This window comes from Thermococcus aggregans (genome assembly GCF_024022995.1).
Classification (GTDB): Archaea; Methanobacteriota_B; Thermococci; order Thermococcales; family Thermococcaceae; genus Thermococcus_A; species Thermococcus_A aggregans.
Map to the genome: position 1 here is coordinate 979317 of NZ_CP099582.1, position 26933 is coordinate 1006249.

The 26933-nt window shown below is 43.2% G+C and carries 31 protein-coding genes; 17 read left to right on the forward strand and 14 right to left on the reverse strand.

What is annotated here, in order from left to right; translation table 11 throughout:
• Positions 1-34: 34 nt before the first annotated feature.
• The 3 genes from NF865_RS05535 to NF865_RS05545 all read right to left on the reverse strand — a co-directional run bounded on the left by NF865_RS05535 (position 35) and on the right by NF865_RS05545 (position 3619).
• Entirely contained in the window at positions 35-1207 is a 1173-nt protein-coding gene (locus NF865_RS05535; RefSeq protein ID WP_253303800.1) for an MFS transporter, read from the reverse strand.
• Positions 1208-1376: 169 nt separating this feature from the next.
• Positions 1377-2840: an S-layer protein gene (locus tag NF865_RS05540; RefSeq protein ID WP_253303801.1), complete on the reverse strand. Its 1464-nt coding sequence runs from the start codon at positions 2838-2840 to the stop codon at positions 1377-1379.
• Positions 2841-2890: 50 nt separating this feature from the next.
• Positions 2891-3619 (reverse strand): sulfite exporter TauE/SafE family protein, encoded by a 729-nt coding sequence (locus NF865_RS05545; RefSeq protein WP_253303802.1) that lies wholly within the window; start codon positions 3617-3619, stop codon positions 2891-2893.
• A gap of 75 nt (positions 3620-3694) precedes the next feature.
• On the opposite strand from NF865_RS05545, the gene NF865_RS05550 reads away from it, so the two are divergent.
• Positions 3695-4237 (forward strand): DUF2391 family protein, encoded by a 543-nt coding sequence (locus NF865_RS05550; RefSeq protein WP_366513768.1) that lies wholly within the window; start codon positions 3695-3697, stop codon positions 4235-4237.
• Positions 4238-5260 (forward strand): DUF3226 domain-containing protein, encoded by a 1023-nt coding sequence (locus NF865_RS05555; protein WP_253303803.1) that lies wholly within the window; start codon positions 4238-4240, stop codon positions 5258-5260.
• Here the strand turns inward: NF865_RS05555 and NF865_RS05560 are convergent.
• Positions 5243-6388 carry a glycosyltransferase gene (locus tag NF865_RS05560; protein WP_253303804.1) on the reverse strand — a complete coding sequence of 382 codons (1146 nt, stop codon included), beginning with the start codon at positions 6386-6388 and terminating at the stop codon, positions 5243-5245. The genes NF865_RS05555 and NF865_RS05560 overlap by 18 nt on opposite strands.
• Positions 6389-6478: 90 nt before the next feature.
• Here NF865_RS05560 and NF865_RS05565 point away from each other — a divergent pair, with 90 nt between their 5' ends.
• The 7 genes from NF865_RS05565 to NF865_RS05595 all read left to right on the forward strand — a co-directional run bounded on the left by NF865_RS05565 (position 6479) and on the right by NF865_RS05595 (position 13765).
• Positions 6479-7504 carry a Gfo/Idh/MocA family protein gene (locus NF865_RS05565; RefSeq protein WP_253303805.1) on the forward strand — a complete coding sequence of 342 codons (1026 nt, stop codon included), beginning with the start codon at positions 6479-6481 and terminating at the stop codon, positions 7502-7504.
• Positions 7501-8502: a Gfo/Idh/MocA family protein gene (locus NF865_RS05570; protein WP_253303806.1), complete on the forward strand. Its 1002-nt coding sequence runs from the start codon at positions 7501-7503 to the stop codon at positions 8500-8502. Before NF865_RS05565 ends, NF865_RS05570 begins: the two co-directional genes overlap by 4 nt.
• 109 nt (positions 8503-8611) lie before the next feature.
• Positions 8612-9916 carry an ABC transporter substrate-binding protein gene (locus NF865_RS05575; protein ID WP_253303807.1) on the forward strand — a complete coding sequence of 435 codons (1305 nt, stop codon included), beginning with the start codon at positions 8612-8614 and terminating at the stop codon, positions 9914-9916.
• A 10-nt stretch (positions 9917-9926) separates the two neighbouring features.
• Positions 9927-10781, forward strand: a complete 855-nt coding sequence (locus tag NF865_RS05580) for a carbohydrate ABC transporter permease (protein ID WP_253303808.1) — start codon at positions 9927-9929, stop codon at positions 10779-10781.
• Complete coding sequence (locus NF865_RS05585; protein ID WP_253303809.1) at positions 10778-11611, forward strand: carbohydrate ABC transporter permease; 834 nt, start codon at positions 10778-10780, stop codon at positions 11609-11611. The genes NF865_RS05580 and NF865_RS05585 overlap by 4 nt, the downstream gene beginning before the upstream one ends.
• 10 nt (positions 11612-11621) lie before the next feature.
• Positions 11622-12737, forward strand: a complete 1116-nt coding sequence (locus tag NF865_RS05590) for an ABC transporter ATP-binding protein (protein WP_253303810.1) — start codon at positions 11622-11624, stop codon at positions 12735-12737.
• Between the two features lie 11 nt (positions 12738-12748).
• Positions 12749-13765 carry a TrmB family transcriptional regulator gene (locus NF865_RS05595; protein ID WP_253303811.1) on the forward strand — a complete coding sequence of 339 codons (1017 nt, stop codon included), beginning with the start codon at positions 12749-12751 and terminating at the stop codon, positions 13763-13765.
• On the opposite strand, the gene tpiA is transcribed toward NF865_RS05595, so the two are convergent.
• From tpiA to NF865_RS05620, 5 genes are all read right to left on the reverse strand, one after another.
• The gene (gene tpiA / locus NF865_RS05600; RefSeq protein ID WP_253303812.1) at positions 13762-14439 is read right to left on the reverse strand and encodes a triose-phosphate isomerase; all 678 of its coding nucleotides are present in this window, start codon (positions 14437-14439) and stop codon (positions 13762-13764) included. The genes NF865_RS05595 and tpiA overlap by 4 nt on opposite strands.
• Positions 14440-14480: 41 nt before the next feature.
• Positions 14481-16445, reverse strand: a complete 1965-nt coding sequence (gene gor / locus NF865_RS05605; RefSeq protein WP_253303813.1) for a glyceraldehyde-3-phosphate:ferredoxin oxidoreductase — start codon at positions 16443-16445, stop codon at positions 14481-14483.
• Between the two features lie 136 nt (positions 16446-16581).
• Positions 16582-17706 carry a fructose-1,6-bisphosphate aldolase/phosphatase gene (fbp, locus tag NF865_RS05610; protein WP_253303814.1) on the reverse strand — a complete coding sequence of 375 codons (1125 nt, stop codon included), beginning with the start codon at positions 17704-17706 and terminating at the stop codon, positions 16582-16584.
• A gap of 102 nt (positions 17707-17808) precedes the next feature.
• Positions 17809-18048 carry a hypothetical protein gene (locus tag NF865_RS05615; RefSeq protein WP_253303815.1) on the reverse strand — a complete coding sequence of 80 codons (240 nt, stop codon included), beginning with the start codon at positions 18046-18048 and terminating at the stop codon, positions 17809-17811.
• Positions 18049-18175: 127 nt separating this feature from the next.
• Entirely contained in the window at positions 18176-18775 is a 600-nt protein-coding gene (locus NF865_RS05620; RefSeq protein WP_253303816.1) for a hypothetical protein, read from the reverse strand.
• A 279-nt stretch (positions 18776-19054) separates the two neighbouring features.
• Here NF865_RS05620 and NF865_RS05625 point away from each other — a divergent pair, with 279 nt between their 5' ends.
• Both NF865_RS05625 and NF865_RS05630 read left to right on the forward strand, forming a co-directional pair.
• The gene (locus tag NF865_RS05625; protein WP_253305572.1) at positions 19055-19447 is read left to right on the forward strand and encodes a NifB/NifX family molybdenum-iron cluster-binding protein; all 393 of its coding nucleotides are present in this window, start codon (positions 19055-19057) and stop codon (positions 19445-19447) included.
• A 656-nt stretch (positions 19448-20103) separates the two neighbouring features.
• Positions 20104-21108 (forward strand): TDT family transporter, encoded by a 1005-nt coding sequence (locus tag NF865_RS05630; RefSeq protein ID WP_253305573.1) that lies wholly within the window; start codon positions 20104-20106, stop codon positions 21106-21108.
• A 30-nt stretch (positions 21109-21138) separates the two neighbouring features.
• Here the strand turns inward: NF865_RS05630 and NF865_RS05635 are convergent, their stop codons facing one another.
• Entirely contained in the window at positions 21139-22089 is a 951-nt protein-coding gene (locus tag NF865_RS05635) for a SufB/SufD family protein (protein ID WP_253303817.1), read from the reverse strand.
• A complete protein-coding gene (locus NF865_RS05640; RefSeq protein WP_253305574.1) occupies positions 22055-22798 on the reverse strand; it encodes an ATP-binding cassette domain-containing protein in 744 nt (247 codons plus the stop codon). The genes NF865_RS05635 and NF865_RS05640 overlap by 35 nt, the downstream gene beginning before the upstream one ends.
• A gap of 134 nt (positions 22799-22932) precedes the next feature.
• Between NF865_RS05640 and NF865_RS05645 the strand changes: the two genes are divergently transcribed.
• The 4 genes from NF865_RS05645 (at position 22933) to NF865_RS05660 (ending at position 23997) form a co-directional block, all read left to right on the forward strand.
• Positions 22933-23373 carry a putative zinc-binding protein gene (locus NF865_RS05645; RefSeq protein WP_253303818.1) on the forward strand — a complete coding sequence of 147 codons (441 nt, stop codon included), beginning with the start codon at positions 22933-22935 and terminating at the stop codon, positions 23371-23373.
• Between the two features lie 83 nt (positions 23374-23456).
• Positions 23457-23624 carry a hypothetical protein gene (locus tag NF865_RS05650; protein ID WP_253303819.1) on the forward strand — a complete coding sequence of 56 codons (168 nt, stop codon included), beginning with the start codon at positions 23457-23459 and terminating at the stop codon, positions 23622-23624.
• 11 nt (positions 23625-23635) lie between these two features.
• Positions 23636-23788: a hypothetical protein gene (locus NF865_RS05655; protein WP_253303820.1), complete on the forward strand. Its 153-nt coding sequence runs from the start codon at positions 23636-23638 to the stop codon at positions 23786-23788.
• Positions 23789-23790: 2 nt separating this feature from the next.
• The gene (locus NF865_RS05660) at positions 23791-23997 is read left to right on the forward strand and encodes a 4Fe-4S dicluster domain-containing protein (RefSeq protein ID WP_253303821.1); all 207 of its coding nucleotides are present in this window, start codon (positions 23791-23793) and stop codon (positions 23995-23997) included.
• A gap of 75 nt (positions 23998-24072) precedes the next feature.
• On the opposite strand, the gene NF865_RS05665 is transcribed toward NF865_RS05660, so the two are convergent.
• A complete protein-coding gene (locus NF865_RS05665; protein ID WP_253303822.1) occupies positions 24073-24963 on the reverse strand; it encodes a cation diffusion facilitator family transporter in 891 nt (296 codons plus the stop codon).
• 112 nt (positions 24964-25075) lie between these two features.
• Between NF865_RS05665 and NF865_RS05670 the strand changes: the two genes are divergently transcribed.
• A complete protein-coding gene (locus NF865_RS05670; RefSeq protein WP_253303823.1) occupies positions 25076-25495 on the forward strand; it encodes an OsmC family protein in 420 nt (139 codons plus the stop codon).
• An 87-nt stretch (positions 25496-25582) separates the two neighbouring features.
• Positions 25583-26173, forward strand: coding sequence for a SagB/ThcOx family dehydrogenase (locus tag NF865_RS05675; protein WP_253305575.1), 591 nt, complete (start codon positions 25583-25585; stop codon positions 26171-26173).
• Here NF865_RS05675 and NF865_RS05680 read toward each other — a convergent pair.
• Entirely contained in the window at positions 26170-26523 is a 354-nt protein-coding gene (locus NF865_RS05680) for a hypothetical protein (protein WP_253303824.1), read from the reverse strand. The two genes, NF865_RS05675 and NF865_RS05680, sit on opposite strands and share 4 nt — an antisense overlap.
• A gap of 69 nt (positions 26524-26592) precedes the next feature.
• On the reverse strand, positions 26593-26898 hold the full coding sequence (locus tag NF865_RS05685) for a thioredoxin family protein (protein ID WP_253303825.1): 306 nt from the start codon (positions 26896-26898) through the stop codon (positions 26593-26595).
• Between the last annotated feature and the right edge of the window lie 35 nt (positions 26899-26933).

Consider the following 26933-nt stretch of genomic DNA (forward strand, 5'->3'; position numbering starts at 1 on the left):
CTTCTTTTCCCCGTTTATAAACTTATCGAAACGCTTAAACCTCATTATACTTTGCAAAGAAGAAGTAGAATATCAAAGTTGCCGTCACATAGAGTGTTGCAGTGACATAGAATGGATAACTTAATGAAAGCGAGAAAAGCACCCCTCCTATGTAATTCCCAAGCCCTCTCATAAAAGTTGAGAAAGCCCTTCTAATCCCCGCCGCGGTGGCTTTTTCTTCTGTTGTAAAGAATCCCATCATAAAGGCATCATTTATAGGCCAAACTATGTTCATGAGAATTGAGCGGATGATGTAAACCAAAGCTGCCAAGAGAAAGAGCTCTACTGATGGAAAAATCCCAAAGAGGAAAGCAGCAGTTAGCTGGAAGAGAGATATCGTCTTTACTGGCCCAATTTTATCCACAAGCTTTGGAAGTATGAATGATCCTAAGCCCATAACAAGCTGCTGAGCGAAGTAGACTCCACTTATAACGGCCAGTGTTTGTCCAAAGCGGAGATTGAAGTAAAGGCTCATGTAGGGAATTGTTATCCCGGCCCCCAATCCTATAATTACCGAAGGAAGGGAAAACTTGAGAATTTTCACAACCAGCTCTTTTCTCCAGTTTATACGTGGATTTTTTACGGGAACGTCTTTAATTATCAAAAGGATTGGTATTACAATGGCAAACTGAAGAACTGCCAGCGAAATAACAAGCCTATACGCCAACTCGGTAGTTAGTCCAAAAGTCTCCACGAAGAAGTCTGGGGCAAAACCAGCAATCAAAACTCCCAAAGCGTTTAAAATCGTTCCAAGACCAAAGCTTATAGAGAAAGCGTGATGCCTCTGTTTTTCTCCTACCTCTTCACTCAGTAAAGCGTAAAAGTTGGGCTGTCTTATCCCCATGTTGGCTCCAATGAGGAAGAATCCCAGAGCAAGAACGTAAAAATTGGGGGCCAAAACTTGCAGTATTCTTCCCATTAACCCTAAAAATGCCCCGAGAATTAAAGTTTTTTTATAACCAAGTTTGAGAGAGAGCTGACCGGCAATCAAAAAGAAAATCCCACCAACAAAGGTCTGAATTGAGAAGAAAATTCCCATTTCGTCCATTCCATAACCTAAAGCACTAAGATAGAACGGCATTATGAATGTGGAAAACTGCAGGAACAGCTGGCCGGTTGCATTGGCAGCTATTAGTAGTTTTGCGTCTCTGTTGTAGCTTCCAAGCATGGTTGAATTATATATCATAGCGTTTATAAGCTTATCGAAATGAAACAGAAAAGCTTAAATATGTTCTCGACACGTCCAAAAACAGGTAAAATAAGCAAGAGATATTCTAATCGGTGCTATAATCAGAACATGGTAAAATAAGCAATCTTTAAAAAATTGAAGAAGAGAATCAAGCTTTAGACATAAACTCATCAACAGCCTTCTTCGTGTGTATGTAATCTTTTCCTGCCAATATTATAACTTTAAAGGCTGTGTTGAGCGGATTGTCCAAAATTGCGACCACATAACCTTTGTTCATTATTTCGTTTTTGAGACTCTCTATTGTTGCTGAATCGTAGTTCTGTTCCAAGATTTTCCAAGCTTTGTTGCTGACCCATCCTCCTATTATTATCACATGTTTGTCGGTTGGAAGGTTTGAGAGCTCCTCATCAGTTATTATAAGGGAGTTGACGTCACTTACAACGTTGGCCTTTGTTGTCTCTACTGTGACCTTCTTCTTGACCGTTACAGTCCTTAGAAATCTATAGCCCTCTATTCCTGTTATATCCCCATTATCATCCTTTTCAAACACTGGCGAGATGCTGAGCTCGAATATAGGAAGATCCAAAACGTCTCCCTCTCCTAAGGTTACGACAGGGAAGTCGTTATCAGGGTCAACGTGGGGATACAATGTGAATATGTAGTTCGAGGGATCAATATCCCAGACCCATTGTCCTTTATATACATCCCCATCTTGGTATGTTTTGGTTTTTTCGTAGTATTCATACTCATAAGTTACCTGCTTGGTGCCCCCAATACCTATGAAGAAGTCGGAGGGAGTAAACACAAGAACCTTTTTGGCACCCTCTTTTAACAAAGTCTCAATTCTTCCACTCGGATAAGTGTCGTAAACTTCAAAATCCTCCAACCCTCCCGAATCTACGTACATGATGTAATACTTCCCTCTGTAAAGTGTTTGGGTTTTCTCTATTCCGCTCGGGTAAGTTATTTCCACAAGAGTTTTCTTCTGCTCGGTATCGATGTCATGGAAGTAGAGCTTCCAGCCATTTACAATCACACTGCTTCCAAGAGACTTCGAATCGCTTTTCTCTTCGTAGGAGTATATGTAGAGGATGTCTTTCCCATCTTTAACTGTTGATACGAGTTTTGTGTTTTCTCCACCGAGACTTAATGGTGTCGTGTTCTCATTGAATATTATCTCCACGCTTCTGTCTCCAAATTGAGCTTTCTTTGACGTTGAATTGTATGAGACTCTGGAGAAGTTCACTGCGATGACAATCTTATTTCCTTCTGGGGTCTCTCCAAGGGTCAAGCCCACATCAGGCATGTCGGTTTCACTTAGTTTGTAATATTGATCATTATCTGGAATAATGACACTTCTATACGTTACGGGGACATTGACATAAGTTGAATACACACTCGGCCTTATGCCTTTAAGAACTAAAAACGCGCCAAGCCGTGCCCCTGCAATTGCATCTTCGTTTATGTGAAGAGGTTGATCGTTCACAACCTTAGTAGTGGGAAGCACGATGACAGCGTTTGTTGAGTCTATTGAAAAGCTGTATGCATTTGCAATTCCCCCAATAGAGAAGAAAACCAGCAGTACAACTACAAAGCTTAGAGTTCTCTTCATATTTGTCACCTCTATATTTTTTCGGCTTTGAATTTTATTAAGATTTTTGTTTAAACTATTAAATCCTTCAGAAGATTAATTACAGTCAAGATAGAAATACCAACGAATACTCCCTTGAGGTACTTGGGATCCATTTTAAGGGCAGTCGTAGCACCTAACCACGAACCAGCAATAACAGGGAAAATTAGGAGCATTCCAATGGAATAGTCAACACTTCCGTTTTCTGCATAGTTTATAAAGGCAATAAGGTTGTTAAAGAAAATTATGACTTTTGCCATCGCGTTTGCCCTTAAAAGCTCCAGTCTAAAGAACATCCTCAGAAGGGAGATAACTACAAGCGTTGACGCTATTCCCAAGACTCCTATGTAAATACCAATTGCAAGTCCCACAATGGATTGATGCAGCTTGCCTTTAAGTATTGGTTCTCCTTGGGGCTCTTTCAACGTAAAATACACACCCATTATAAGAAACAGCATTACCACAACGTTAGCGGCTTCTTCAGGCATACTCAGCAAAAAAGAACTTCCAATATATGAACCAATTAGAGAAAAGAGCACCATAGTCAAAACCACCCTCAAATTCAAGATGCCCGCTTTAAGGTAAGTGAGAGAAGAGACAAGAGTCAATGCCGCAATGACCATTTTTAACGTCCCGACAGCAGTTTTTGCGGGAAGATCAAAGAGCGTGAGAATAAAGAAAGTTACCATACTCCCTCCGCTCATCAGAGACCCTATGAAACCTCCAAGTGCAGCTATAAATAAAAGAAGAACTTTTTCCATATTGACTCGCCACAGATATTTTTGGCGCAGAAAAATAAAAAGTTTTATATGAGGTTTCATAACTCAGATAGTGCGATGATGAATGAATCCAATGCTGAAGGGATGATTGACCCCAGAGTGGCTGAGCGTGAAAAAATGGAAAGTGAACTCAAAAAATTAAACGAAAATGTGGCAAGGCTTTCTAAACAGATGGGTGAGATACAGGAAGAGCTGGATAGAAAAAACAAGCCCGATAAACTTGGATGGGATGACGTGGTTCAGGAAATCATCGGTGCAATGACGTTTTCTCTCCCATTCCTCTTTACCGAAGAGATATGGGACATAGCAAAAACGATAGACGTATGGCGAACACTTGCCATCTTCCTAATGACTCTTTTTATGGCCTACCTCTTTATTTCAAAGGCCAAACTTTCAAACATAGAAAAGGAAGAGTGGCATCACATACCTAAAAGACTACTTACTGTCACGGCTGTTTCCTATATGACCTCACCCCTTTTGATCTACCTTTACGGCGTAAGCAGCATCGCCAACTTCTCATTAGGGCAGTATATTAGCGCCACAATCATCGTAAGTACTTTTGCTGTTATCGGAGCTATAGCGGTTGATCTGGTGAAGTAGATGATAATAGTTACCGGAGATAAATACGACGAAATCCTAAAAGAGAAAAACTCTGAAAAAATCTTGTTTCCAGAGTACGGAAAGAACAAAGAAAAGCTGAAAGAATTTGTTAGCAATCTGAATGGCAATGAAATAATAGTAACTGCAAGCTTAGAGCTTATCGACCTCATACTGAACAGATTTCAAGGAGAGGGGCATTTCTTAATTTATTCGAACACAGGGGAAGAACTAACGTTCAAAGAAGCTTATGAGCTAAGAAAATACCTTGATTTCGACCTGAGAGGAGCAGAAATTAACGAAACAGAAAAAGTTAGCGTTCTATTCTGCGAAGGAAAGACTGACTCAAAGTTTTTCAAGGCCAGTTATAAGAAGCTCTTTGGCTTTAAAGAGGCCAGAGAAGTTCCTCCTAACTTGACGTTAATTGAAAGGCTTTTCAAAAGGGACAACTACGAGCTGATAAAAAATGATGGATACATCGCTATAATCCCCAGCGAAGGAAGCGCGGGAGTAATAAGGAATCTTGGAAATTTCTTGAGAGCGATGGAAGTTTTTGAATTTCAGGTTGAAAAGATAGGCGTGGCAATTGATATAGATGAAAGTGAAGAAGCCGTAATGGACTCCATAAAGGGCAAACTCTCATCTTTCAGTTATAACCAAACTGAAGAAGGCTTTAAAGTCGGAAAAGTTACAGTGATTCCCCTTTTAATTGGAACAAAAATAGACCTCGGCCCCTGTGTAGAGTGGCAAAAACCAACTATCGAAGACTTTATGCTGGCAATTCTTAAGGGAGATAGGACATTCAAAAAGCTTGAGAGAGCCATAAACATTCTCTGTATAGACCTAAAACGAAAATTAAAGCCAAAAGAGGTTATTTATTTGGCTATGGCAGCCAAGAAGTTCTGGGGAAACCTTGAAGGCTTTTATGAGATGAGCATAATGAGAACTCCAAAGTGGAAAGTTGAGAAAGTCGTAAAAGAAAGCAAAATATATGAGAAAATGGAGGCTTTACTCCCATCTCGCTAGAAGGTAATCCTTCTCCTTCAAGAACGTCTCTGCTCTCTTCAGGACTAGCTTTTCAGCTTCTTCTGTTGTCATGTCTTTTGTTTTCTCCACGAAGTCTGCAGTTTTTGCAAAGTAGAGCGGCACTAAGGGTTCAGCGTTTTTGAGTATTCCTTTCTTATACGCTACAGCACTATCAAAGAGAACATGGCTCCAAAGGACGTCATCGAAGTCAAATGTCTTCAAGGCTTCTTTGACTTCTTCAAACGTCTCTTCTGAGAGTGCCTTCTCCAAAATCTTTTCATTCTCTTCAAAGAGCTTCCTTGCCTTCTCCTTTAGCAATTCCAAAGTGACCTTGACAGGTTCTGGTTCTCTAACATCCATCTCCCCGAAAACGGGAACAGGTTTTATCTCCCTTACATTCTTCCATTTGTCCTCATACTTGCCCATCAGCATAAAGAGTGTTCCTACAACTTGGTTGAACATAGGTCCCAAGGAAGCCGCCGGATCCTTTGGATTATGGATTTTAACTCCAAGTGCTGTCTGGATTACCTTGAAACCTTCTGCTATTGCGGTGGTTGTTAGGAATATGTCTACTCCGAATCTCGCTACATCGGTTTTCCAAATTTCTTCGTCTCTAAGATAGACATCTATAAGCTCTGCGCTGATCCCAAAGTCTCCTCCTATTGGCTGTCTAACGTTGTAGCCATAGAGAGATGCTGTCATCGGATAAGCAATGTTATTAGTTATCGTCCCATCGTATTTGTGCCTCAGATACAGGGGGACAACGAAGTGATATCCTTCCTCAATTGGCTTGACGAATTTGTAGATCCACTCCGGAGTAATGCTTCTTAGGTCGCTATCAACAAACACTACTACATCTGCACCCTCATCTCTTGCTATCTCTAGGACTTCCTTCATAGCACTGCCCTTTCCTGGTATTGGCCACCTGTAAACTACGCTCCTTACCTCAACTCCTTCGGGAACGGGAGTTTCCATGACGACTTTTCTTGTACCATCAGTGCTTCCACCGTCTGAGTTGATAATTATTCCCCCTCCAAAATACTTCTTTAGTCCCTCTGCAGCTTGTCTAACGACGTATCCGATGGTATCGGCGTTGTTATAGCTTGGAATACACACGATAATTTTCATTGCTCATCACCAAAATACAACCATTCATAGTGGTTTAAAATTAAGAAAACTTATATACCTTTTGGTGTGTAGTAATCATGAGGGATCCCGATGGGGAAGCTAAAAGTTGGAGTAATAGGATGTGGAAATATATTCAACCTTGCCCACAAAAATGCCCTCAAAAACCTAAAGGAAGTAAAAGTCGTCGCTTGCATGGATATAAAAGCAAAAAAGGCAAAAGAGGTCGCAAAAGAGTTCAATGCAAAGGCATATACAGATTTAGATGAATTTTTGGACTTGGATTTAGATGTTGTTGAGATTCTAACACCCACGTACACTCACGCCGAGCTGGCTATAAAGGCCTTGAAAAGCGGTAAACATGTAATTGTGGAAAAACCCATAGCTCTTACGACTGAAGAGGCCCAAAAGATGATAAAAACAGCAGAAAAAGAAGGATTGTGGCTTTTGGTTGGCCATACAAGAAGATTTGACAAGCGGTGGGTGCAGATAAAGGAAGTCATAAAAAAGAGAAATATACTCCCAGTGCAGATAAGGAAAGCAGAAGTCCAAAGACTGCCATTTCCGGAAACTGCGTGGTACTGGAAGCCCAACAAAGGAGGCGGCGTTGCAATAGATTTAGGCGTTCATGTTACGGACTTTCTCAGGTGGTACTTTGAAAGTGAGCCGGTAAAAATCCTTGGAATAGGGAAAGCCATAAGAAAGGAGGCAAAAGTAAATGGAACGTACGACCACTTCTTAATGATGATACAGTTTAAGGGAGGAAAAACCGGCTTGGCAGAGGTAAGCTGGGCGTATTCCTATCCAGCACGTTATGGGGTCTTTTACCACCACTTGGACATTCTGGGGAAGAATGGAAGGATACGATACACCCCCTTAGATACACCAGTGGTTGGAGTAGTAAAGAGCCACTTCGAAATGCCGCGCTTCTCGCCGTTGCTTTCAGCATTCCCAGAAGCATTTGAAACAGAGCTAAGACATTTCTTCAGAGTGATCATGGGCAAAGAAGAACCAAGAATAACCGCAAAAGATGCACTAATAGCACTCCAAATGGCAGAGATGGCAATAGAGTCTGCAAAAAGAGGAGAACCCTTGGAGTTTAAGGGGGTGGTAGAATGATAAATGTTGGAATAATCAGCTATGCCCATCCACATGCGTTAAGATACGGAACCACTTTTGCCTCTAACCCCAAAGCAAAGCTTTACGCAATCTCGGGGGACGGTGCAAACGCCGATGTTGCAAGAGCTGAAGCCCAAAAGCTTAATGCAAAATTCTACAAGAGCTACGAAGATCTTCTCAAAGATAAGAAAATAGATGCAGTTTACATAGCTATTGAAACCTACAGGCACAAAGAAGTCGCCATAAGAGCTGCTGAGGAGGGGAAGCACATACTCCTGGAAAAGCCAATTGCCCTAACCCTTGAAGATGCCGACGAGATTATCAAAGCGGCTAAAAAAGCCGGTGTTAAGCTTATGGTACCATTCAATCCAAGGTTCACTATTCCTCTCAAGAAGGCGAAAGCCATGATAGAAGCTGGGGAGATAGGAGAGCTGGAGTATATATATTCAATCTCAGAGTACGTAAAGCCCCCCATATTCCTTGAGGGCTTAGATACGAGCTGGTTCTTAGACGTTAAAAAAGCGGGCGGCGGAGGATTCATGGATACTGCACCCCATGGAGTGGATTCTTTACTTTGGCTTACAAACAGCGAGCCGAAGAGCGTTTACGCAGATATAGGCTCAAAAATCTATGGGTTCCCTGTAGATGATATAGGTACTGCAGTGCTAGAGTTCAAAAACGGCGTTGTAGCAGTTCTTAATGCTGGATGGGGCAATCCAAAGGGATACGCATATGGGCTGGAAATCAAATATTATATCCTCGGAAAAGAGGGATTCCTTGATATCAGAACTGCATATCCCGACTTTACTGTATATCAAGACAAGGCAGAAAAAATATACTGGGAGAGAGCTGATGTCAACGGCATTGTTGACTCATTCTTGGAGTCAATAATAGAGGATAAAGAGCCTCCGATAACTGGAGAGATTGCCAAAAAGAACCTAGAAATAATTCTAGCTGCTTACGAGTCTTCAAGAACTGGAAAAACTATTAAACTTTGAGTTTCCATTTTTACTCTTTTAAATACAACCACAAGAAGTGGTTTATATCACAAGATTTATATATTTTGAGTTAGCAAAATTAGGATGAGCAATTCAGAGGTGATAGGCCATGAACCGAAAAGTAAGATTAGCGGGAGTTTTAGTTCTGGTTCTTTTAGGAGCGATAGTAAGTGGATGCATTGGTGGTGAAGAAACAACAAGCCCAACCACCACAGAACAAGTAACAATTAGCTGGCTTTCAACACAGCTAAACCCACCTGAGGAGAGAGCTTTTGTACAAGAGCAGTTACTTAAGGAATTTAAAGATCAATATGGAATTGATGTAAACTTTGTACCTATCAGCTATGCCGATTTGGCCACGAGGCTTGAGGCTGAGGAAAAAACCGGTAAGGTAACTATCGATTTGATAGCCGATCTCCACGGTGGATTGGACTTCTTTGCCTCCAAAGGATGGCTTGAAGATTTAAGCGGAAAAACCCTTGAAGGAAGAACTTTCATAAGCACCTTTGAAAAATACGCAACAATAGACGGAAAGAAAATCTACATTCCATGGATGAGTGCTACATATGTAATGGTAGTCAACAAGAAAGCCTTTGACTACCTTCCAGCTGGACTTACACAAGAGGATGTTATGAAAGGAACCGAGAAGTGGACATACGACGCCCTTCTTGAGTGGGCCAAGAATTTGAAAGAAGCTACCGGCCAACCACAACTTGGCTTCCCGGCTGGGCCAAAAGGTCTCTTGCACAGATTCCTCCACGGTTACATCTACCCAAGCTTCACAGGCTACCAAGCTAAGAACTTCGACAGCCCAGAGGCAGTTGAGATGTGGAAGTACCTCAGAGAGCTCTGGCAATACGTAAACCCAGCAAGCACAACATGGGATGCTATGGGTGAACCACTCCTAAGAGGAGAAGTTATGATCGCTTGGGACCACACCGCAAGAATAAAGAATGCAATAGAGACAAACCCAGATCAGTTCGTGGTCGTTCCAGTGCCAAGAGGGCCAAAGGGAAGAGGATTTATTCTGGTAGTAGCTGGATTGGCAATTCCAAAGAACGCTCCTCACCCAGAGGAAGCCTGGAAACTAATTGACTACCTTACAAAGCCAGAGACACAAGTAAAAATCCTCGAAAAAGTTGGATTCTTCCCAACTGTACAGGAAGCGACGGGAGCAATCCCAAGTGGACCTCTTAAGATATTAGCCGAAGGTGTTGCGGCTCAATCAGCAACGCCCGATGCAGTTGTAGCAATGATTCCAAACCTTGGTGAGAAGGGAGGACAATTCACAGACGCTTACAGAACTGCATTCCAAAGAATTGTACTTAAAGGGGAAGATCCAGAAACTGTGGTCAAAGAACTCGGCCCACAAGTAAAGCAACTCTTCCAAGAGATGGGACAAGAAATTCCATGAGGGAGGTGCCATGAGGGTAAAATCCTCCTACCTTCCTTATTTTTTAATTTTGCCTGCATTTGCGTACCTACTGTTTTTTGTAGGATATCCACTTGTTCAAGCCCTTTATATTGCGTTTACTCAAAACGGACAATTTTCCCTTGCAACTGTTAGAAAGACCTTTGCTGACCCATATTTTTGGGAAGCTTTGAAATATACCCTTGCCCTTGCGGGAGTCATTGTCCCAACTCAAGTTGGGTTGGCTATCATATTAGCCCTCGCTGTTAATAGGGCGTTTAAAGGAAAAGACCTTACTATTTATGCTCTCACAATCCCCCTAACTATAAGTGATGTTGCTGCCGGTTTGATATGGTACTCCATGCTTTCCCCAAGTGGATTTTTGAATAAGCTTCTTCTGAATATTGGGCTTATTCACCAGCCTATTTACTTCTTTGGGTATCAATACCGCCACATGGAGTTTCTGGCTATTGTTTTAGCCGAGCTTTGGAGAGCAACCTCAATAGTCTTTGTTATAATCCTCGCTGGACTTCAGATGATAAGCAACGAATATCTAGAGGCAGCAGAAGTGTTTGGAGCAGACTACTGGACTAGGTTAAGGAAGATAGTGATTCCCCTCTTAAAGCCAAGCATCCAGAGTGCACTAATAATCAGAACACTCTTTGCAATGCAGATATTCGGTATAGTCTGGATACTTGCCGGAAGAGACATTCCAATCCTCGCTGGAGAAGGGTTCTACAGGCTAACCGAGCTAAAAGAGTACGATGTGGCCTCAATTTACGCCTTGGTAATAGCGGGGCTTTCAATACTGCTCGGAGCGCTCTATATTAAGTTCATGAAGGCTGAATACCTGGAGGTGAGAAGATGAACGACGAAACAAAGTTCATGCTAAAAAGGCTAGCCTTTTACACGTTTATTTTTACCGTGATTGCTTGGATAATAATCCCAATAATAATCTCAACGCTCTATGGATTTGCCCTTCCAAAGGACTATTATGACCCAAAGAAAGTCATCCCAACAAGCTTTACAACACAGTACGTTAAGACCCTCCTCTTTACGCTCGGAGCTTTAGATGGAATTAAGAACAGTATTATTGTTGCGTTGATTACAATAGTCATAAGTTTTACCCTCGGAATTCCAGCAGGATACGCAGTCGCAAAGTTCATCTTCCCCGGAAAAGACACCATAAAGCTTTCGATAGTGGCCCTTAGGATGTTTCCAATACCCGTAATGGCAATTCCTCTTGTAGTCCTTTACATAAGGCTCAACCTTATCGATACATTACTCGGAGTTGCCCTCGCCCATACTGCTATGGCACTTCCATTTGTAGTTTTAATAACCTCAAGCATCTTTGCAGGGGTTTCCACTGAGCTCGAGGAAGCCGGTATGGTGTTTGGACTCACAAGATTAGGATCGTTCTTCAGAATTACCCTCCCCCTAGCACTACCAGGTTTAGCGGCAGCTGCAATGTTCACTTTCGTCATGTCGTGGAACGAAGTTTTCGTAGCTTCAATTCTAACCCTGTCCCATAGAACCCTTCCGGCTCAAATTTTATCAATAATGGCAGGAGCAAGCGGAGGAGCGGCGCCGGATTATTACAAATTCGCGGCAGCATTTATTATGATATTGCCGGCCATAACGTTCATATTCTTCGCTAGGAAGTATCTGGTAACAATGTGGGGTATAACACTAAAATGAGGTGTAAAAAATGGTGGAAGTTAGACTTGAGAACCTCAAGAAGTATTTTGATAATGGAAGAGTAAAAGCTGTTGATGGAGTAAACCTAACCATAAAGGACGGAGAATTCCTTGTACTCCTTGGACCTAGTGGTTGTGGAAAGACTACAACTCTCAGAATGATAGCGGGTTTGGAAACGCCAACAAGCGGAAGGATATGGTTTGGAGACAAAGATGTAACTTATCTTCCCCCTAAGGACAGAAACATCTCGATGGTTTTCCAGAGCTATGCAGTTTGGCCCCACATGACAGTTTACGATAACATAGCCTTCCCGCTGAAGATTAAAAAGTATCCAAAAGAGGAGATAGACAAAAAGGTCAAATGGGCTGCAGAACTGCTTCAAATAGGAGAGCTCCTCGACAGGTATCCTGCTCAGCTCAGTGGTGGTCAGAGGCAGAGAGTCGCCGTTGCAAGAGCGATAGTTGTTGAGCCGAACGTTTTGCTTATGGACGAGCCGCTTTCAAATCTTGATGCCAAGCTTAGGGTTGCAATGAGGGCAGAGATTAAAAAGCTCCAAACAAAGTTAAAGGTCACTACAATCTACGTTACCCACGACCAAGTTGAAGCTATGACAATGGGTGACAGAATAGCAGTAATGAACCGAGGAAAGCTCCTCCAAGTTGGACCACCAACGGAAGTTTATCTGAAGCCCAACTCAATCTTCGTGGCAACGTTCATAGGGGCTCCTGAGATGAACTTACTTGAGGTGACTGTTAAAGAAACGGGAGACTCAATTGTCTTAGAAGGGGAGGGGTTTGAAATCCCGCTGCCAAGTGATTTCAAAGAGCTTTTAGGGAAGTACATAGACAAAACAGTTATTTTTGGTATAAGACCAGAGCACATGACCATAGAAGGTGTATCATCTCTGGAGCATGTAAAAAGAAGTGCTATACTAGAAGGAATAGTAGATTTCATTGAAGCTTTAGGTACAGATACAATTGTACATGCCAATATAGGAAGTGGAAACATTATAAAAGTAAAGCTCCCTGGTCATATACCCCTTGAAGTGGGGAGTAAAGTTAAAATAGTAGTCGACTTGGACAATATTCATGTATTCGATAAGAACACTGAAAAAGCCATAATATGAGGGAAATAAAAATGGAGGAAAGCGAGCTTAAGGCACTCTTGAAAGAACTGGGCCTGAATAAGTACGAGATTAATGCATATCTTACTTTGATTAAGCAAGGCCCTTTAACAGCAGGCGAGCTCGCCTCCCTCTCCAGAGTTCCTCAGCCCAGAATATACGACGTTGTTCGCAGTTTAATGAGCAAGGGGTTCGTTGCAGTTACAAGCGAGAGACCAAAGAAGATAGTCCCCCTTGATCCAGAAGAAGTTCTCGAGGCAATGGAGAAAAGCTACCTAAAGAAAATGGAATTAGCTAAAAGAGAACTAAAAGCCATGTACACTCCACACGAAAGCCACAGAGAAGTGATAGTTGTAAAAAGCAAAACAACGCTAGAAAACTACATAAAGGACGCAATAAAGAACGCCAAATACTATCTTTCCCTTGCCATACCTTCAAACTTTTTAGATAAAGTAGTGCATCTTTTAAAAGAGAAAAACAAAGAAGTTACGGTTGATCTTTTTGTGTATGGAAATGAGGATGTACCAAAAGTCGCCGATAAAATCAGAGGACGGGAAGTTGAGGATCCAATAATACTTATACAAGACAAGACCTTGGGCATCTACGCTCCTCCAGAAGCTTTCAAAACAAGAGAACAAACAATACGAGGCTACGCACTAATAATAAGGGACAAAAACCTCCTCTTCATGCTTGACAGATACTTCTACCATGCACTATGGCCAACCGGGAAGCTAATCTACAAAAAGAAAGGAAAACTAAAGCTCCCAAAGAGCTACATACATATTAGGTCGCTTGTTGAAGATATAAGGAATTACAACTTAATAGGCAAGGAAATAGAAGTGTATGGGAAATTCGTAAAGACAGGAGAACCAGTCCACTTGACTGGAAAAATAATAGACTTCTTCGAAAGCGAAGGGAAAGTTATCTCAAACATAACCATCGAAACAAAAGATGGAAAAAGGTACGTAGTGGGAGGGTGGAATGCCTCCCTCGAGGACATTGAAGCCGATCTAATGATCCTTAAAGGTTAGATTATTAGTGATACGAGGTCTCTTATTGCTTTTTCTGGGTCTTTTGCTTTTGTAACTCCACTTGCTAGGAGGACTCCAACCGTCCCCAATTCCAAAGCCTTCTTAACGTCCTCACCGGTTGAAATCCCAGCACCGGTAAGAACCTTGACCTTCGGGTTAACCTTCTTAACAAGCTCAACTGTGTCAGTTATAACCTCTGGCTTTGCCTTGCTAACCGGAATTCCCGTCCCTATAAGCTCAGGTGGCTCAACGGCAACGTAATCTGGGTCTAGAGCAGCAACCGCCGCACTGACAGCAGGATTGTTACTGCAGACCATCGTCATTAAACCAGCTTCTTCAGCTCTTCTTATTGCAACCTCCAAGTCCGCAAGAATCATTCTGTTCTCAGAGTGGTTAAGCAGGGTTCCAACAGCACCGGCTTCTTTCACAGCTTCCGGCAAAACATGCCCAGTGTGACTGCCGGGCTTTATTGGGTCAATGTGCTGGGCAAAGACTGGGATCTCAACTTCTTGGGCAATCCTGTAGAGGTCGGCTAACTGTGGTGCAACGACTATGGTTACTCCAGTTTCTTTGTAAACCTTTTCAGCGGCCTTAGCTATCCTCAAAGCTCTTTCTCCAGTCGCCTCAATATAAGTCTTAAAGTTGATAGCAATAATAGGTTCTTTCAACTTCATGGCCTATCACCTCTTTTGTCAACGAGATAAAAAGCAAAAAACTAAAGCATCCAATCAACTCCTAATATTCTGCTGTATTCTGCTAAAACCCTTCTAAGGTACTCCTTTGCAGTCACAACTTTGTCTTTCTTAAACCGCTCTGCCCATTTTTCGTTGCCAAACTCTTCCGCGCCCTTCGCGACCAAATCTATAACCCTCATTGAATCCCAGAATACCGGTTCATAGCCGGCTTTCTTGAGGAAATTAACAAGTTTTCTTATTGTTTTTCTAGCCTGCTCCTCCATGTCTACGTTTTCTCCATAAGCTTCCATAAAGAGTGCCTTCAACACAGGCTTTGCCCATCCACGGTGGAATCTGCACCAGCCAACGTTGTCGTACCAGTACTCATAGAGGGCACTGGCAACTATCTTATTAGCCAGCTCTTCCGGCTCAAGGAACACACCAAACTGGTAGAACGTCCAGTAACGGCCTTGAATTGGCAATGGTATGTAGTTTCCTATCGCCCAGTACATGGTAGGTACCATCTCTCCGTCAGTTCCTATGGGTGTGTAAACTCCATAATCTTTGAAGCTCTCTCCATAGCTTAGCCTGTCCTTGAACTTCTCATCAAAGATCTCGGCAGCTCTCCTTATGCCCTCTCCAATTATCCTGGCGATTTCGTTTTCAGCAAAGGCAACCCTATGGGCTAATTCGGCAACGAGCTTAGCGTTCTTTTCACTGGTTTCAACGGGCTTTAGAATTAAGCTGTCCTTATCAAATTCAGGTTTATCACTTAGACCAACTTCTTCCGGCTTGAGCAGTCCTCTGTAAACAAGCTCCAAAACCCATGCCGCGGTGCCTCCAAAGCTGATTGCATCAAATCCCATAGCATCAACCGCGTGAACACTTATATCACTCGCTCTAAGAGTTATAACTCCACTGAGCGGACCATTTGCTTCCCTTGGCTCGTACTCTATGTGGTGACCATTGGCGTATTTCTTACACACTACTGGGCAAGGCTCTCCACAGTTAGTCCAGTTTTTGGTCTCTATTGCCTCTTTATTGAAGGGCTCCCAGTAATACTTCATTATGTTCTCGTGGATTTTAATGCGATCTTCCTTCGGAATGTAGGGCATCTGCCAGTTTAGTATCGGCACAAAGTCGCCTTCAGCCGGATAGTTGCCTCCAAAAGTTCCTCCCGTCTTGAGCTTAGGATTGTATTTGTATTTCACGGTTTTTTCGGATATTATCTCGTTCATGGGCTTTTTGTGGACTCCCTCCACTATGGACTTTGCAACCCTTATATTGCTTATATCTTCCTTCGGGAACTTCTTTCTGACCTTTCCTCCAAATATTATGGCAACCACGTTGTGGGCTCTCAACAAAACGCTTCCAGTTCCACCTCTGGCGGCCCAATCCTCACTTCCAACAACTCTCTTGCCGTTTCTAAGTGTTTGAGAAAACACTGCACCCATGTGCGTGTTTAGAGATGCCGGACCGACACATGCAATTCTATACTCCATTCCATCAAATTTGTCATGGAAGTTATCTATCAAATACTGGGTAAGGGCATAAACTCCCTCTTCCCCTTTGTAGCCTTTCCAGATCTCAATTACCTTTTCAAGTTCAATCTCATGAAGCTCAACTTTCAGATTTTCTCCATCGTTGGAAAGAACTATTACGGTTGGTTTTTCCCTTTTGCCTTCCAGAACCACAAAATCTACTCCAACTCTCTGGAACTGATAAGCGGCGCCACCCATTGTTGATGGAAACACTCCCCCATATTGGGGAGACCTATAAACGAAAGTCATTCTGTGAGAACCGGGAAGAGAAGAACCAGCGAAGGGCCCCTTTCCAAAAACCATTACGTTTTTCGGATCGTAAGGATCCTGGAGCTCGTAAGTTTTGTAAACTTCATCATGTAGGTACAAGGCATAGTCTATTATGCCGTAAATCCCTTCTCGTTCAAATTCCTCGCTCTCAACTTTCTTCTCATTGAGATTTATCTTAAGCACTGAAAACTTCATATCCCTCCCCCCATATCACTCCAAGTGTTATGTAAAAAGACAAGAGTTATTTAAGATTTTTGGATTTGGATAAGAATTCAAATTTCATGTATTTCCAGAACCAAAAAAAGAGGAAAAATAGATACGGGAAAAAGAGTCAGACAGGTTCAAATCTGTCCTTAAGCTTTTCTAGAACGCCGGGCAAGGTTGTGTACTCCATTTCCTCCAGTGGGAGTCTGTGAGGTTCAAACGGGCCATGTCTTCTCATATAATCTGCAATTTCCAGCGCCTTCTTTCTTGCCTCATCGAATGCCACATCCTCAAATAGGTCAACAGGCCCTATCAGTTTTCCATCTTTGTTGATCTGCCATCCTAGAGCCACTACTCTCGGAGGTCCATCAAATCTCGAGGGGGTTGCATATTTGAGGGGAACAGGCATTATTGGACCGTTGTGGGAACCGCGCATCCATCCGCTTACCAGGTGTGGGAATGCAAACGGTTCAAGGACTTCTCCAAGGGCTGGAAGCCCGCTTTGAGCTCTTACTATTGCCACGGGATCGTCTTTTCCTACGTATTCACCTGCAATTTCGTAAAGCTTTTCGGTGCTTATAACGGCAACAGGCTCGTCTTCTGGAAGCTTGTGGCCTTTCTTCGGATACACGCGCTTTATTACGTACCTCGACTTTGCCCCTATCAATGCCAAAATATCATACATCTCTTCAGGAGAGCTCATGACGACTCTCTTGTGCTCCTTTATGTCCCAGATCTCGAAGCGGAAGCCCATATGCATGTGAGGATCAATTACCAGTCCGGCAGTATTGAAGGGATCTGCAAACATCCTAAAGATCGGTAAGTTGAACGCTCCTGGCTCGGTCTTATCCATGTGGAATGTAACTATGGGCTCGCTTTTTCTTAGGGTGATCTCCATCTCAGCAACGCCGGGCCCCATTCCTCTAACGTTTCCGCTGAAGGCATCCTTAAGCAAATCTTGACCAGCTCCATAAAGGCCGAGTTCTTTTGCTATTTCTGTTGCCTCCTTAAACACATTCCAAGCTAAACCATGGATCTTCTCGCTGTCAACGCCGTGCTTGTGCGTCATGATAAGCTGCAAATCATCGCCACAGTATGTAGCGTAAAAATCGATTATTGTCCCTTCTTCCTTTGCCTTCTCTAAAATCTCGTTAGCCTTTTCTATTAACGCTGGATGAACTTTGCAGTGTCCTGGCCATCCTCCAATATCAGCTTTTATCACACTAATGGTTATCTTTTCCCCAACTGCCATATAACATCACCAATAATACGTCTACTTTCGGTCTTATAAAATTTTACTACCGTAAAATATATCACTTCCGATGATACCAAAGAAGAAAAGAGTAAAAAAATCTCAGCAGATGTCAGTCCAGCCAAATTCTTCTCTTGCAACCTTTATAAGTTCCTTAAGCTCCTCTTTCTTAATGTTGACACTGCTAACAGCACCCACAAGAGCTATAATTCCATGCACTTCCTCTTGTACTTGAATCACGTCATCACGTACCTTCGTCACCTTAAGCTCCCTTCTGGCAACTTCTTCCTCCGTAATTCTAAACTTATCTTCCCTAATTTTTATGTGCTTTATTTCGGTCATAAGAAACCCCCTCATTATGATATTATGACTTTTAATTTGATAAAGTTTTCCTAATCTTTACTAAGCAATTAACTTAATAAAAGCAATTCCTGAATCTAAAGTAAAAATTGGAAAAAAGTTTCTTGCTCTAGTATTCGCCTCCTAATATCATAACACTAAACTTAGCATCAAACTTTTCGGTAAGGAATTTTCCAGGCGATTTTGGCCATACCAAGTAAAACGTCTCCTTTTTTACAAGCCGCTTATCTTCCGAAACCTCATACACGTGAAGTTCTGTTACAGGGATAAATATCAGCGGCCTAGCTATAACAACATAGTTCAACTTCTTAGGGGTCAGCAGGCTCGCACTTAGCTCGATGTCATAGATTCTGTATATCCTCATAAAGCCCAAAGAGGGGACGCCAAACTTTTCAAAATCCTCCTTTGCAAAACCATACTCTGTTATCAGCGGCAAGGACAGAACACATGAAGACGAATAGCAGGTCATTTTTTCAACAGGTGAATAGAGATACAGATACTGGTCAAGAACCTTAAAACCCGAAAACGACGTCACCACAAAAGCCAATAATATTAAAATACCGAGCTGTTTTAGCTTATACTGTCCTTTTCTTAGATAAACATAGTACTTCCAGAACCATATCAGCAGCACGACAGGTATTGTTACATAGTATAGGACAAAAAACGTGCCAAATGTAACCGGATCAGTAGCATGAGCATAGTATACCATTTCAATCCCTCCTAAGTATTGTTAAAGATTAATTGCCAAGTTCTTAAAAACATTCCCATCATAGCACATTATCGCAACAGCAGTGTACTTTTTCTTACATTTTTCAACCAATTGTCAGGACAATTATGTTAATTATTCCACTCCTAACGTGCTTGACATTTTCTTTTGAGAGCCTTGCCCTTTAAGGCGGGAATAAATCAGAATTTTGTTAAGGACTCACTTTTGTGCATATGCACAAACTTTATATGTATCAAACTTCATATATTTTTGGTGATACAAATGAGGATCGCAATACCTGCAGAGGACAACAGAGGTTTAGAAAGTAGAGTAAGCGAACACTTTGGAAGAGCCAAGTACTTTGTTTTTGTAGATGTTGAAGATAACAAAATCAAAAATGTAGAGGTTGTTGAAGTACCCTTCGAGGAGCACGGCCCAGGTGATTTGCCAAATTTCATCAAAGAACACGGCGGTGAGGTTGTTCTTGCATATGGAATGGGAAGAAGGGCAATAGAATACTTTAACAGTCTTGGCATCGAAGTTGTTACAGGAGCTTATGGAAAAATCAAAGATGTCGTCGAGGCATTTATTCATCAAGTCCTTGAAGTTGACCCTCACTGGAAGGAGAAAATAGAAAGAGAAAAAGAGCACAGAGGGGAATGTAGAGACCAATGAATACCACTAATTACTTTTTAAACTTTTTTAAACTTTTTAAAACATTCTGCCTCTTCCTCTTCCATTTGATTATCTTTGAAAGAACCTATTCCAGGGCTCCTAAGTCAGAAAGCACCTCCTGGAGTTTCAACTTGTGTTCTTGAGATTTACTTTCCCTTAAAATCATTTCCGTCAGACTTTTCAATGGCTTTACCTCTTTCTCGAGGATCTCCTTTGGCTGGTTCAAGAATTTTTTCAAGAAAAGCAGGAATTGGAGTAAAAAGCTTCGTCTTTCTATACTTGAATCAAAGTACGTGGAAGTAACACCAGCCCACTTCTACATCGGGGGAAACAATGCGGTTAAACTCTGGCCGAGTTTATAGGTGGCTGTGGTGCTGGGGGTATATGCGGGGATAGAACCCGATGGAACAGTTGTGCCATGCGTCTTCCGGTGCTTTACATCCCAAGCCACTATAGAGCTCTTGAGGTATCGGTGGAAAAACTCATAGAGATAGAAAGAGGAAGCTTCGAGAAAAGACTTCATGCCTAAGCACATTGCTCAGTATTAATAGAGTAGAAACGACTGAAGAAAGGTTTCTTGTATCATGTCGGTTCTTAACTTAAGGTTCAGAAAATCTTTAAATTTTTTCATATGATGTTTTCTTCTGGTGAAGCAAATGAAGGCAAACATAAAGGACTTCGCGCCGAGCTGGTTTGCAAGCGTTATGGGAACAGGGGCACTAGCTCTCGTCAGCAAAGCATACTCCTCGAAGCTTCCAGCCCTGAGCGAATTTGCCGAGTTTCTTGTCTACCTCAACACGCTTCTGTTCTTCGTCCTACTGGTCCCCTGGCTCCTCAGATGGGTGAAGCATACGGAAAACGCACTAAGTGACCTCAAACACCCGATGGTGAGCCACTTCTACGGGACGATAGCTGTGGCCATGCTTGTCCTCTCGGCCGATTACCTGCTCATACTCAAGAAAACCGCCATCGCAAAGGCGTTCTGGATTCCGGGGACGGCTCTGACTATATTCTTCGCCCTGCTCATCCCTTACCTTATGTTCGTGGAGAAAGAGATAGACCTCAAGGCAGTTACTCCGGCATGGTTTATTCCTCCGGTCGGACTTATCGTGATCCCTCTTGGGGGTTCAGGGCTTATTTCAAGCTTCTCCGGGGCAGTTAAAGATATTGCCTACGCGGTCAACTACTTCGCCTGGGGCGCGGGCTTCTTCCTGTATCTCGGTCTCTTTGCAATAGTCTTTTTCCGCCTCATCCGGCACGAACCGATGCCCAGCGGAATAGCGCCCGCAATATGGATAAACCTCGGTCCAATCGGTGCCGGGACCTCAACGCTCTACGCGCTTGTCAAGACCAGCGAATTCCTAACGGTTAAAGAACCGTTTTTCGCTTTTGGTCTAATTTTCTGGGGCTTTGGCGTCTGGTGGCTGGCAATGGCAATTATAATGACCCTTTACTACATCAGGAAGCTTACCCTACCTTACAGCCTCGCCTGGTGGGCCTTCATCTTTCCCCTCGGAGCCTACGTCAGCGCAACCCACAACGTTGGCACAACCCTTGGCATAAGTGTCATAGACAGCTTCGGCTTCGCCCTCTACTGGCTACTACTGGTGATGTGGCTGGTCACAGGAGTGAAAACCGTAAAGCACGTACTCCTCGAATGATTTTCTTTTTAATTCTTTGAGCTTGGGCTTTCATTCCCTCAGAAGCCCCTTAATTATCAGCTCTGCTGCCTCTTCCTCAGTTAATCCCTTTGCCATGAGCTGCATCAACTGGGCCTCATTTATCCTTCCTATTGAAGCTTCATGAGTGAGCTCAGCTTTATCGTTCTTCACCCTTAGGAGTGGCACAGTCTGAACGTCAGCTTCGCCCTTGACTATCTCGTGGCACTCAACATGACCTTTTGAGTACTCTCCAAGGCCGTAAGCTTCATTTACAACATTTGCCTTTGCATTATCAAAAGCTATCACAGTAGTCTTTAAGTTTGCCCGTGAATGAGCTCCGGTTAAATATGCCACTTCCTTAATCTCAACAGAATCATCTTTAATAGCCTTTACCTTGGAAACAAGCTCTGTTACAGCGTAATCATCCAGATCAACATTCATTTCAAGTTTGAGCTCTTTAGCACGGTGTTTTGTTAGAGAGAATTTCCCCGTATACCTTCCTTTCCTCCCTACTTTAACCTCAGTTCTGCTGATCATCCTTACGCCTTCTCCGTGTATGTGTTCGTCTTCATATACTACAGATGCCCCTTCCTCGACTTTAATCTTTGCATATGCATCATGGGTAAAATCTTTGGCATACGGAAAGATGCAGTGAGAAAGGAACTTAACTTTTGCGCCTTTCCCCACAACTATATCAAAAACAACCTTCTGATATCCCTCGCTTTTCAAAAATCCCGTACACAGATGAATAGGAAAAGGAAGCTCGACGTTATCCTTTATTTTTATCTCTGCCCTCACACCATTTTCTATTTCCTCACCAACTATCTCAACGCCCTCAACGTTGTTTAATCCTATTATTTTCTTCCCACTTATGATTATCGCCGCTACTCTATCACCAAATAGAGATGTATCCAGACCTTCTTTCTCATAGATATTTACTAAGGCTTCATATTCCTTTACTCGATCCATCTTGATGACCATATCTCATCCCTTCCAAAAGTGGACATTTCCCGCAGGCTCTTTTGTAATATTCAACTACTTCATCAGAGAATCCTTTTCTCACGACTTTCCCACCGCATACAAAATAACTAAACTCTGTCTTCTTCGCAATGTCCTCATGATGAGTGATTAAAATTACCGTCGTGCCAATCTTTCTCAGATACTCCAAGGTTTTATCTATTAAGCCACTTGCAGTTATATCCAATCCTGAATCAGGCTCATCAAGAATGGCATACTTCGGTTTTAAAAGGAGAACAGATGCAAGTTCAACCCTCTTTCTCTCCCCTCCACTTAGGCTTTTATCAACAAATCTAGAATGATAGAGTTCATACGGCAGACCTACAATCTCAAGAATTTCTTTCAATTCCTCTTTGTCAACATTTAGTTTTCCCCCAAGGGTAAGATACTCCTCAACCGTTATTCCATCGTAGCGAGCCGGCTCTTGCCAGAGTAAGGTAATACCAAGTTTAGCCCTCTCTGTTATGCTCAAGTCTGTTATATCCCTATCATCAAGTAACACTTTTCCATCACTTGGCTTTATGACTCCCATTAGAATATAAGCTATTGTGGACTTTCCAGCGCCATTGGGACCGAGAATAGAGTAGCTCATACCTTCTTTGAAGCGCATATTGATTTTATCTAATATTTTCCTGCCGTTCGTGGAGTAAGTGACGTTTCTCAGCAACAACATGGGCATCGAAAAATGGTCATGTGAGCAAAATTTAAAGTTTTTGGAACATTTTCGCCCAAACCAAAAGTTGGCAACAAGAACATATGAAAAGAATTTTAAGTGAAATTTTTTTAATATAAATGAGGTGATCTAAAATGAGTGAAACTGAAAAAGTTGATATGGAGAAACTGCCAAGGTTTCTCCCAAGCTGCCACAAAGAAGCCGAAAAACTTGACATAATCTTCACCTGCTCTGGTGCAGCTAGCGTTGGAAAAATCGGACATGAGGTTGGGGTTTTACTCACTAATGCCGGGCAAACTGCCCGCTTATGCTGTACTACCGCAGTTGCCGCTGGATCAAAAATGCACATCGACATAGGACATAGGGCAAAGAGAGTAATCGTCATAGACGGCTGCCCAATGAGGTGTGCAACCAAAGTGATAGAGAAGGCAGACATAAAGATCGATCACAGTTTCACCATTACAGATTTTGGGATTACCAAGCAGCCCACCCTTGACGTAAGCGATGAAGACGTTCTCAAAGTTGCTCTTCAAATCGCTGAGGAAGTGGGAATGAAGCTCAATGTTAAACCATAAGTTGAAAACCTTTACATTTGAAAATATTTTTAAGTGAATTAAAACTCATACATTATGGTGATGCCAATGAAAGGCTTAATAATATGTGTCTGTCAAGGGACTTGCCCTCCTTCCAAAAAATGAACGTTTTTGAAATCCTGAACCACTTCAGAAGGGAGAAAAAAGTTGACTTTGTAGCAATACACCCGCAGCTCTGTGCCACTGACGGCGATAACTTCTGGAGGGTTTTATTGAAAAACGGAGAGACATAGAGAAGCTCTTCGTGGCCGGATGCGACCCTCTGATGCAGAAAAAGATGTTCGGGTGGGTGTTTAAAGAGCTCGGGTTCGACGAAAACAAGTTTGTTGGAATTGAAATCAGAAATATGACTACGGAAGAAGCCATAAAGGCAATAGAGAAAGCTATGGAGGAATAAAAATGGCAAAGAACTGGTATCCCATAATAGATTACGAAAAGTGCACCGGATGTCTAACATGCGTTAGCTTCTGCCCTCACGGAGTATACGAAGTAGACCCAGACACCGGAAAGCCCAAAGTTGTTAATCCAGAGAACTGTGTAGAGTTCTGCAGAGGCTGCCAGAAAGTATGTCCTACTGGGGCTATAAGTTACTTCGAAGACTCTTGAATGTTTCTTTCACTCTTTCCTTACATCCACTTCTACTATTCTAACTTCCTCGGTAGTAAAGCAACCAGTGACCCTCTAGGCATTTTTATTGTCACACAGTATACCCTTGTCACTGCACCTGTCCACTTCGAGCTGGACAGTGACGTGCGTTATCCCAAACCTTCTCAGCCGCTCTCCGACCTCATCAATAATCCCCTGTGCTTCGCTAAGGGGCATATCATTGACCTCGATGTGGCACTCGAAGTGGACTTCATTTTCACCTATCCGCCAAGCATGGAAGTGGTGTGCGTTTTTAACGCCCGGAATGCTTTCAAGCTCTTCCTTTATCGCTCCAAGGTCGAGATTTGGAGAAGCCTCCATGAGAACTTCAATGCTCTCCTTAAGGATTTCGTAGGCCTCACTAAAAATGTATAGCGATATGAAAACAGTCACAAGCGGATCAATCCATAGAACGTTCCATTTCATTATAGCGATTCCACCAGCGACAACGGCAACCGAGGAGAGAGTGTCGCTTAGTAAGTGCAGGTAAGCTGAGCGGACATTGAGGCCATGAGCATGCTCGTGGAGAAGCAAAACTGAGAATAGGTTAGCGAAAAGACCAATCAATGCCACACCTAACATCAGCGAACCATCTATTGACTCGGGGTTCTTGAAGCGCTTATACGCTTCGACGAGGAGAAAAAGCGAGACGCCCACGAGAACTGCCGAGTTGATGAACGCTACGAGAATTTCGGCCCGCTTGTAACCGAAAGTGTACTTATTGTTGGCTTTTCGCTCGCCAATTCTTATAGCAAAATAGCTCGCGAGCAGACTCATGCTGTCGCCGAAGTTGTGGAGAGAATCGCTAAGGAGCGCTAAACTTCCCGATAAAAGCCCCCCAACTACCTCGGCGATTGTTATGATGATGTTGAGAGCGAAAGAGAAAAGCATTCTCCCCTTTACCCCGTGAGCGTGATAGTGGCTCATTTCAGTCCCCGTGATGTTGTTTTGCCCATTGTATAAAACGTTTTCGAACGCTAAGATACTCATGGAAAAAGAAGTTATTTGAAGGAAACTTCATAAAAGAATGGGGATGGGCATGGAGCGCCTTGAGTACAAGGCTGAGCTTGAGTGGGATGGCAACGTGGGGAGCGAGGTGAAGGTTAGAGACTTCTCTTTTAGGATAGACACGAGCACAGACGGTCGAAACGCTGGGCCGAATCCGACGGAGTACCTGCTAGCTGCTATAGGTGGCTGTCTAGTCGTGAACTGGGGCAGGCTTATAAAGAAGATGCGCCTGAACGTCGAAGACATGCAAATAACAGTTTCCGGGTGGAGAGATCGGGAAGAGCCCCGGCTGAAGGAGATTACCTACAAAGTCCGCATCGTGACAGACGAGCCCGAGAAGAAAATACTTCGCATCAAGGAGCTTGCCGAGAAGTACGGGACAGTCTTCAACACGGTCGGGCCGGAGAAAATAAGGGGCGAGGTGGAGATAGTCAAGAAGTCGCAGCAGTAACTTTCTCAAGCCTAGCTCTTTGAAGCGAGAAATAGACCAACAAAAACTTAATCAATGAAAATGTCTTCATTAATATTGGGATGTGCCATGAGGATTGAACTGCCTTCTCCAAAGCGTAAGGGTGAGATGAGTGTAGAAGAAGCAATAAACCTGAGGAAGAGCATCAGGCGGTACAAAGACGAGCCTCTAATACTTGAACAGGTCTCCCAGATACTCTGGGCAGCCTACGGGATAAACGCCCACGGAAAGAGGACTTCTCCAAGTGCGGGCGCGTGCTATCCTTTCGAAGTCTATGTGGCCGTCTCAAAAGTTGAAGGTCTTGAGCCCGGCCTCTACCACTACGACGGCGAGAGCCACAGCCTTGAACTGGTGCGCGAGGGGGATTTAAACGGCCCATTGGCAAAGGCATGCCTTAACCAGAAACACGTTGAGACTGCGCCGATAAACATCATAATTGTCGCCCACTACGAGAGGACGACGAGAAGGTACGGCGAAAGGGGCTACCGCTACGTCCACATAGACGCCGGCCACATGGGGCAGAACATCTACCTGCAGGCCACAGCCCTGGGATTGGGGACGGTTGCAGTGGGAGCCTTTAGGGACGAAGAGGTCAAAAAAATAATTGATGTGCCAGGAGACCCGCTGTACATCTTCCCGGTTGGAGTTCCGGCGGATTAAAGCTCGCTAGCCTCGTAAATAACAACATCTCCTTCCTCTTTTACCAGTTTTGCCTCGTAGCGTTTTATCTCCCCGTTGGTGTTTACCTCCATGACTACCTTCTTGGGGGCAAGCCTCTCCTCGGTGGTGACCTCTTTCGTCTCTATTGCCTGGGTGAAGAAGTCGCCATTCCTCTCGAACTTGAAGACGAGGGTGTCTCCTTCGAGCTGGTAGCCCTCGTAGACAGCTCCGCCCATTCTGAATGTCGCCTTAAGGGTAACGTATTTGCCGCTCTCCTTAGAGCCTAAGGCGTAAATGCCTCCAGCAACTGCCAGTAGAATTACAACCAAAACTGCAAACACTTTCTTCATAACGTTTCACCAATTTATTCTCGCCTTAAAAACATAAAAGGGTTCTGAAAGCTTCAAACCCGTTTGAAGTTAAATTTTCCGGAGTTCTTCGAGCTCTAGCAGGACTTCTTCCCTGCCCCCTATGAGGTTCTGTCTCGCGACCTCTTTGCCGTCCTTGAGGTAAACGAGCGTGGGGACGTTAAGGATGTCAAAGCGGTTCACTAACTCGTTCCATTTTTCGGCATTCACGTGGATAATCCTTATACCGGGAAACTCCTCTGCCAGCCCCTCCATAAAGCTCTCCACCAGCCTGCACGGCGGACAGCCGGGAATGGAGAACCACAGCACGACCTTACCCCTGCCGAAGTCAACCTTCCCGTCGTATTCGTGAATCATACCCATCACACCCCCATCTTTAAATCCGTCCGCAA